Origin of the sequence: Herbidospora sp. NBRC 101105 (assembly GCF_030269205.1) — a bacterium.
GTDB classification, from domain to species: domain Bacteria; phylum Actinomycetota; class Actinomycetes; order Streptosporangiales; family Streptosporangiaceae; genus Herbidospora; species Herbidospora solisilvae.
Genome location: NZ_BSSX01000003.1, coordinates 20,298 through 27,631 on the forward strand (window position 1 = coordinate 20,298; position 7,334 = coordinate 27,631).

Here is a 7,334-nt window from a genome sequence, read left to right on the forward strand (position 1 = left end):
TTCGTAGCAGCCCCGCCCGCCGTCACCTCTGACGGCGGGCTACTTGTTAAGGAAGTAACCGGTGCTCCCGCCCGCTTCCCGCATGCGCAAAGGCGAGGAGTTCGCCGAGGCGATCCGGCGCGGGCGACGCGCCGGAAGGCCCTCCCTGGTCGTCCACTTCACCACTGTGGAGGCCGACGAGACCCCGATCGTGGGGTTCGTCGTCAGTAAGGCCGTGGGTGACGCGGTGACCAGGAACAGGGTCAAACGGAGACTCAGACACCTGATGCGGGCACGTCTGCACCTCCTTCCGAGAGGTAGCCTGCTGGTGGTACGCGCCAACCCACCGGCCGCGTCCGCGCGCAGCGAGCACCTGGCCGCCGATCTCGATGTCGCGCTCCAGCGACTGATCCGGCGGCCGCGGGATGGACGGTCATGACAACCGAGCAGCCCCAGCCGGTCACGCCGGTCTCGACGGCTGCCCGCGTATTGATCGTCCCGATCAGGTTCTACCGGGCGTTCGTCAGTCCCCTCCTGGGGCCTCGATGCCGCTTCTATCCCTCTTGCAGCGCGTACGGTCTCGAGGCGATCGCCGTGCACGGGGCGCTGCGCGGGGTGTGGTTGACCATCCGTCGCATCGGCCGATGCCATCCCTTCCACCCCGGCGGGTTCGATCCCGTGCCCCCTCGACCCCACGACAAGCAAGGGAGCTAGCTCGGTGGAGCTGTCCTGGCTGAACTGGCTGTATACGGCCATCGCCTGGGTGATCACCCATATCCACAACTTCTACAGCCTCGTCCTCAGCCCCGACAACGGGCTGAACTGGGCGCTGACCATCATCACGCTGACCGTGCTGATGCGAATCCTGATCTTCCCGCTCTTCCTGAAGCAGATGCGCTCCTCGAAGAAGATGCAGGAGCTCGCGCCCAAGGTTCAGGATCTGCGCAAGCGTTACAAGAACGACAAGCAGCGCATGAACCAAGAGGTCATGCGCGTCTACCAGGAAGCGGGCGCCAACCCGCTGGGCGGCTGTCTGCCGGTCATCGCGCAGTTCCCGATCTTCATCTCGATGTTCACCGTGCTGAACGCGATGGCCCACGGCCAGCCCCGCTTCGGCATGACGCAGGAACTCGTCGACAGCGCCCGCGCCGCCCACATCTTCGGCGCCCCGCTCCCGGCCACGTTCTTCACCAGCGCCGCCGACATCGAGAAGTACGGCGCCGACCCGGTCATCGCCAAGATCGTCTTGGTCATCTTCGTCGCGATCTCATCGCTGACGACGTTCCTGACCGTCCGGCAGAGCGTGACCCGCTCGATGGCGCAGATGCCGGACAACCCCATGGCGCAGCAGCAGAAGATCCTGATGTACATCTCGCCGCTGTTCGCCGTGTTCTCCCTGAACTTCCCGCTGGGCCTGATCCTCTACTGGGTCACCACCAACGTGTGGACCCTCGGCCAGCAGCACTGGTTCTACAGCCGCAACCCGATGCCGCAGTTCGACGCCAAGGGCAACCTGATCCCCGTCGAGGTCAAGCCGGGATTCTTCGCGCGCTTCCGCAAGACCCCGCCCGCGCCCGAGAAGCCGGCGGAGCCAGAGCCTAAGATCGTCCGTCAGCAGCCGACGCGGCAACCACGTAGCAAGCGGACCGGCAGCAAGAAGTCGTGAGAGGGAGTTCCCACGTGACCGAAGCCGAGGAGACCGCCAAGGCGGCTCCGAGCGTCGCCGCCCTGGAGCAGGAGGGCGAGATCGCCGCCGACTATGTCGAGGGGCTGCTCGACATAGCCGACCTCGACGGCGACATCGACATGGACGTCGAGGGCGACCGCGCACTCGTCTCCGTGATCGGCCTCAAGGGCGGCGACCTGGTCGGCCCAGGAGGTGAGGTCCTGGAGGCGCTCCAGGAACTGACCCGCCTGGCCGTCCACCGGCAGACCGGCGAACGTTCGCGGCTCATGCTCGACGTCTCCGGATACCGCGAGCGCCGCCGCGCGGAACTCACCAAGATCGGCATGGCCGCCGTCGACGAGGTCAAGGCGTCGGGCGAGCCGAAGGCCCTCAAGCCGATGACGCCGTTCGAGCGCAAGGTCATCCACGACGCCGTCGCCGCCGCCGGCCTGCGCAGCGAGTCAGAGGGGGAGGAGCCCCGGCGTTTCGTCGTGGTCCTGCCCGCCTGACACTCCAGCCTGTGGAAACCGCCGCCCCGTCCCGGGTCGGCGGTTTTCTTTGTCTGTACGGCTTACGCCTGGGCTTTTGGCCAGCCGCGCACTGTTGTCCACAGGACACACACCGGAGTATCCACAGGTTTATCCACAGGCTTCATGGTCGTCGTCCACCGCCCGATACCCTACGAGGGATGACCGAAGAAATGAGCAACCAGCAGCCTCCCGAAGCCGCCAACGCGGTGTTCGCGGGCGAGGCCTTGGCCCAGGCGGAAACCTATGCCTCCCTGCTGGCCGGGCCGGGGGTGGTGCGTGGGCTGCTCGGCCCTCGGGAAGTCCCCCGGATCTGGGATCGCCACCTGTTGAACTGCGCCGTGATCGCCGAAGCGGTGCCGCCCGACGTGAAACTCGTCGACATCGGCTCGGGCGCGGGCCTGCCGGGCATCGTTCTGGCGATCGTCCGCCCCGACGTGACGGTGACCCTCCTCGAACCGTTGCTCAGACGCACCGTTTTCCTCGAAGAGTGCGTGGAGACCCTCAAGTTGCAGAACGTCGAGGTGCTCCGCGGCCGCGCCGAGGAACTGAAGGGCAAACGCACCTTCGACGTCGCCACCGCCAGGGCCGTCGCCCCTCTCGATCGCCTGCTCACCTGGTCTCTCCCTCTGCTCCGCGAGGGCGGAGAACTGCTGGCGATGAAGGGTGAACGAGCTGCCGAAGAATTGGCGGGCGCCGACGCCCAATTGTCCGCTCACGGGGCAAAGACGGCCGAGCTTGTCACGGTCGGGCGCGGTAAAGTCGATCCGCCTGCAACTCTGGTCCGCGTCATCGCCGGCGCCGGTTCACGAGCTGCACAGCGCCGACGTAAGAGGTGATCGACGTCGGGCCGGGAACGATCGAACGACCTGTTGAATCAACCCGGGACGACCCGAAAGACTCGCGGCGACGCGACGAGCGCGGCCTGATGGGGGTGGGGCCGCACTCCCGCTCCGAACCACCGGCCACGGCCGGTCGAAAGGACGACCAAGGTGTCCCAGCCCCCACTAAGCCCCGGTGATTCCCCGCTGGTTCGAGAGGCACTGAGTTCTGTGGTTTCACGTGAAACAGCCGCGCCCGGCAAGCCGGCCGCCGACGGCCCCGTCGGATACTCCGCCCGCCGCGACGGCGACTGGCCACGCCCGCCCAAGACCCGAGTGATCTGCATTTGCAACCAGAAGGGCGGAGTGGGCAAGACGACCAGCGCCGTCAACCTGGCCGCGGCCCTCTCGATGCACGGGCTGCGGGTCCTCGTGGTCGACCTCGACCCGCAGGGCAACGCCTCGACGGCTTTGGCCACCGAACACCGAGCCGGGACACCTTCCATTTATCAGGTCCTTGTGGAAGACCTCCCGATGGAGTCGATCGTGACCCAGGTCCCGGACATGCCGGGCCTGTTCTGCGCCCCCGCCACTCTCGACCTGGCCGGCGCGGAGATCGAACTGGTGCCGATGGTGGGGCGTGAGACCCGGTTGAGGCGCGCGTTCGCGGCGTACGAATCGGCGCAGATGGACTACATTCTGATCGACTGCCCGCCCTCGCTCGGCCTACTGACGGTCAACGCCCTGGCCGCGGCACAGGAAGTCTTGATCCCCATCCAGTGCGAGTACTACGCCCTGGAAGGCCTGACCCAGCTCCTGCAGAACGTCGAACTGGTCCGCGTCCACCTGAACCAGACCCTCAACGTCTCGACCATCCTGCTGACGATGTACGACGGCCGCACCCGCCTGGCTTCCCAGGTGGCCGAAGAGGTCCGCTCCCACTTCGGCGCCACCGTGGTCGACGCGGTCATCCCCCGGAGCGTCCGGGTGTCCGAGGCGCCCAGTTATGGCCAGTCGGTCATGACCTACGACCCGGGTTCGAGCGGTGCGATGGCCTACATGGACGCGGCACGAGAGATCGCCTACCGCGGTGCCGCTGTCACGGAAGCGTGAACCTGTAGCCTCTTACAATCGTGCGCGGCGTTTGAGAGACGACGCGGCGTTTCGGTACGACCGGCTGACGGAGATCAGCCATGCGGCGTTTCGGTGCGGGTGAGGAGCAAGGGTGAGTCAGCAGCGTCGGGGGCTCGGCAAGGGTCTGGGAGCCCTCATCCCCACCGGCCCCATCGTCGACCCGTCGGTCGTCGGCGTGCCGGCCCCCAGCCCACCAGGTGACCGGGACCTGATCCCGGTGGCCGGGGCCTACTTCCACGAGATCGCCCTCACCCAGATCATCCCGAACCGCCGCCAGCCCCGAACCGTCTTCGACGACGACCGCATCCGCGAGCTAGCCGACTCGATCCTGGAAGTCGGCCTTCTCCAGCCGATCGTCGTCCGCGCCGCCGGCGTCGACGAAGACGGCAAAGACCAGTTCGAACTGATCATGGGCGAACGCCGCCTCCGCGCCAGCCGCCTGGCCGCCCTGGAACGCATCCCCGCGATCGTCCGCAGCACCGGCGACGACGAGATGCTGCGTGAGGCCCTGATCGAGAACCTCCAGCGAGAGCAGCTCAACTCCCTGGAAGAAGGCGCCGCCTACCGCCAGCTCCTCGACGACTTCGGCGCCACCCACGAACAACTGGCCAAGAAGATCGGCCGCTCCCGCTCCCACATCACCAACACCCTGCGCCTGCTCAATCTGCCGCCGAACGTCCAGCGCCGCCTGGCGGCCGGCTCGATCACCCCCGGCCACGCGAGGGCCTTGTTGTCCCTGGACAACCCGGAGGCGCAGGAGCGCCTGGCGACCCGGATCGTCCAGGAGGGCATGACGGTCCGGACGGTCGAGGAGATCGTCTCAATGGGGGAGGCGACCGCCGGGCCCGCCCCACGGAAGCCGAGAACGAAGCAGCCGGTGGCCCCGGCGCTGCGGACGCTGGCGGATCGGCTGTCGGATCACTTCGAGACCAAGGTGAAGGTCGATTTAGGGCGTCGGAAAGGGCGGATCGTGGTGGAGTTCTCCACGATCGACGACCTTGAGCGCATCATCGGAACGATGGCACCGGACGCGGCCAACCAGATGCGAGAGCAGGAGAACGACTAGGTTTCACGTGAAACAGGCTCCCTCGGACGTGGGTCCGGGGGAGCTTTTGCGTTTGCGGCGATGTCTTGGAGACGGGGGTCGCCAGGCGGTTGCTCGCCTCCAGCTCGAGAGGCGGGTTTCAGTTTCACGTGAAACAGCCTTGGTGCTTCGGGCCGTCGGGGCGGCTCTGGCCGCTCTATATATGCCACGGCGGTTTAAGGCTTCGTGTGGGGCATGCGCGTTGCCAGTAGCGTAGGTGAGGAGAGGAGTGCCAGTGGACGTGGCCTTCTCCCCTCTGGATCGGCCTTTCTTGGGCTCGTCGACATCGGGATCCTGCACGGTCAGCAGAGCGTGATCCGCGCCCTCGCTCAACCTGGCACACATGGCTGGATGGCCAACCGCGAAGGCTTGCCCACCGGAACAGAGCGGGAAGGGTCGCGCTTTCCGGACCTGCCCTCGCAGCTGTCCGCGCCCTGGACCTTCTTCGATGTGGCACTACAAACTGAGATGGACCGAGACGACGTAGCCACATGAGACGCGGCTCCTCCGTCGTACTTGCTCGCCTGGGTTCGGTCGGGCGCAATGGCATCCGGCGCTGACGCTCGCACACGCACAGGCTGATCGTTCGGCTTGATCCGCGGGATGAGACCGTGCCGGCGGATAGGAGTGTTCTCTGTCCCGCTGCGACTGATCTGTTCCTGGGCCACGGACCAGAGGAGGGTCGCCCTCTGCGGGCGCTACTGAAGCCATGACGGATGCCTATGCGATTGAGGGCGGGGAGCAAGAGAGCTAAACGAGCATCCGTCTGCTACCGCGAAGGCTGCCACCGGCGGCTGGGGCGTGCGCCAAGCCGGCGATCGGATCGCCACCCTCGCCTGACCCTCCTTTCGCTAACAAGCCGCCGGATGTTGGAGGGCCAAGTGTGGATCCTGCAGATACGCAGAAGCCCAGCGGATCACTGCTGATGTGTTCAACTATCTGGGCTCCATCCAGGAGCCTGCGCCCCTGTAAGACACCTGCGCAAACGAGAAGCAGGTGATGGTCGGCCAGCACAAGGATGCCTTGCTCTGGTTGGCGCAAAGGTTCGTCTCTCGGAGATGAACCGGTGGTGCGTTCTGGCCGCAGCACCGATCGCGTGGGAAAGGATCGACAGTGACCACGGCGGACGCTCGACCTATAAGTCGAGCGAGCATGCTCTACATGCGGGGGTGCTTCTTGATTGGTGCACCGCACTTCACGTGAGAGTCAGTAGTGGGCAGGACATGGTGGCGACGATGGGCCGCGCGCTATGCCACGGCGGGCCGGAGCACCTCTATTCGCCGAAGGCCGACGTCAGTTCGACGACTGGTTCAAAGAGGGCGGTTGCGGGGGCTCATGTCACGCCGCTGCATTCGAGTCCCGCAACTGCGCGTCGTTGATTGCTCTGGCCGATCAGGGGAGCCTGGAGTCCGCTCGCGGCGGGAAATGAACCCGGGACCACGACGTGCGAGCAGCGGGTACGCACCGGGAACGCCAGGATCTGCTGCGGGTCAACTCCCCCACACTGCTGGCAAGGTCTACACCGCCGACCAACGATAGGGGCCTTCAATCATCGCTCAGAGAGGGCGTCGGAAGCTAATGAAGTGCCGTGTGGGTCTTACGTTCCGCCTTACGCTTCGCCTCCTCAATAACGCCTTCATGTGCACTCCCTCTGGCCTATGGAGAAGGCAGTCGATCTGCCACAGAGCTGAATGATCCCGCTGCCTCAGTAGCTAGTGGCCTCTAGCGCTGCTGCAGTTGCTTTCTGGCAGACCCACAGCGGCCTGCTCCACATTCCTCCGCGCCTTCTGTTTCTCCGGGAAACTCCGCCTAGCCGGAGCCTCCCGCCGCCGAAGGGTCTGATCAGTGGTCGTCGGCACCCGGCCGGGGGGACCGCGCCGTCACGAGTAGTTCTGGGGAGAACGTGCCCGGCGCCGAACCACACCCCGTCGCCGCCACCGTCCTCTACAACACCCGAGCCCACAAGCGGATATGCGTTGCTGCGCCCGCCCCAGGCTCCCGGTTTCACGTGAAACATCGTGAGATTCAGTTGGCGGTGGGCAGAAGAGCACCGGCTCCGCGACGCCCCTAGGCAGCCGTGTTGCCGACTCGTCTTTAAGTAATCTCCGCCTCGCGGAGAGGCG

The 7,334-nt window shown here is 66.0% G+C and carries 7 protein-coding genes; all 7 read left to right on the forward strand.

Features of this window, described 5'->3' with window-relative positions:
* Window positions 1-61: 61 nt before the first annotated feature.
* The 7 genes from rnpA (at window position 62) to QSK34_RS13915 (ending at window position 5,193) form a co-directional block, all read left to right on the forward strand.
* A complete protein-coding gene (gene rnpA, locus QSK34_RS13885; protein WP_161480676.1) occupies window positions 62-418 on the forward strand; it encodes a ribonuclease P protein component in 357 nt (118 codons plus the stop codon).
* Window positions 415-693 (forward strand): membrane protein insertion efficiency factor YidD, encoded by a 279-nt coding sequence (yidD, locus tag QSK34_RS13890; protein ID WP_161480677.1) that lies wholly within the window; start codon window positions 415-417, stop codon window positions 691-693. The genes rnpA and yidD overlap by 4 nt, the downstream gene beginning before the upstream one ends.
* A gap of 4 nt (window positions 694-697) precedes the next feature.
* A complete protein-coding gene (gene yidC, locus QSK34_RS13895; RefSeq protein WP_285584069.1) occupies window positions 698-1,645 on the forward strand; it encodes a membrane protein insertase YidC in 948 nt (315 codons plus the stop codon).
* Between the two features lie 14 nt (window positions 1,646-1,659).
* Window positions 1,660-2,154 (forward strand): Jag family protein, encoded by a 495-nt coding sequence (locus QSK34_RS13900; RefSeq protein WP_161480679.1) that lies wholly within the window; start codon window positions 1,660-1,662, stop codon window positions 2,152-2,154.
* A 179-nt stretch (window positions 2,155-2,333) separates the two neighbouring features.
* Window positions 2,334-3,011: a 16S rRNA (guanine(527)-N(7))-methyltransferase RsmG gene (gene rsmG / locus QSK34_RS13905; protein ID WP_030452604.1), complete on the forward strand. Its 678-nt coding sequence runs from the start codon at window positions 2,334-2,336 to the stop codon at window positions 3,009-3,011.
* 213 nt (window positions 3,012-3,224) lie between these two features.
* Window positions 3,225-4,106 (forward strand): ParA family protein, encoded by an 882-nt coding sequence (locus QSK34_RS13910; RefSeq protein WP_285584074.1) that lies wholly within the window; start codon window positions 3,225-3,227, stop codon window positions 4,104-4,106.
* Between the two features lie 112 nt (window positions 4,107-4,218).
* Entirely contained in the window at window positions 4,219-5,193 is a 975-nt protein-coding gene (locus QSK34_RS13915) for a ParB/RepB/Spo0J family partition protein (protein WP_161480681.1), read from the forward strand.
* Window positions 5,194-7,334: the final 2,141 nt, after the last annotated feature.

Bases quoted from the DNA above. Each gene is read 5' to 3' on its own strand.
- rsmG (WP_030452604.1), top strand. From the start codon at position 2,334: ATGACCGAAGAAATGAGCAACCAGCAGCCTCCCGAAGCCGCCAACGCG.
- yidD (WP_161480677.1), top strand. From the start codon at position 415: ATGACAACCGAGCAGCCCCAGCCGGTCACGCCGGTCTCGACGGCTGCC.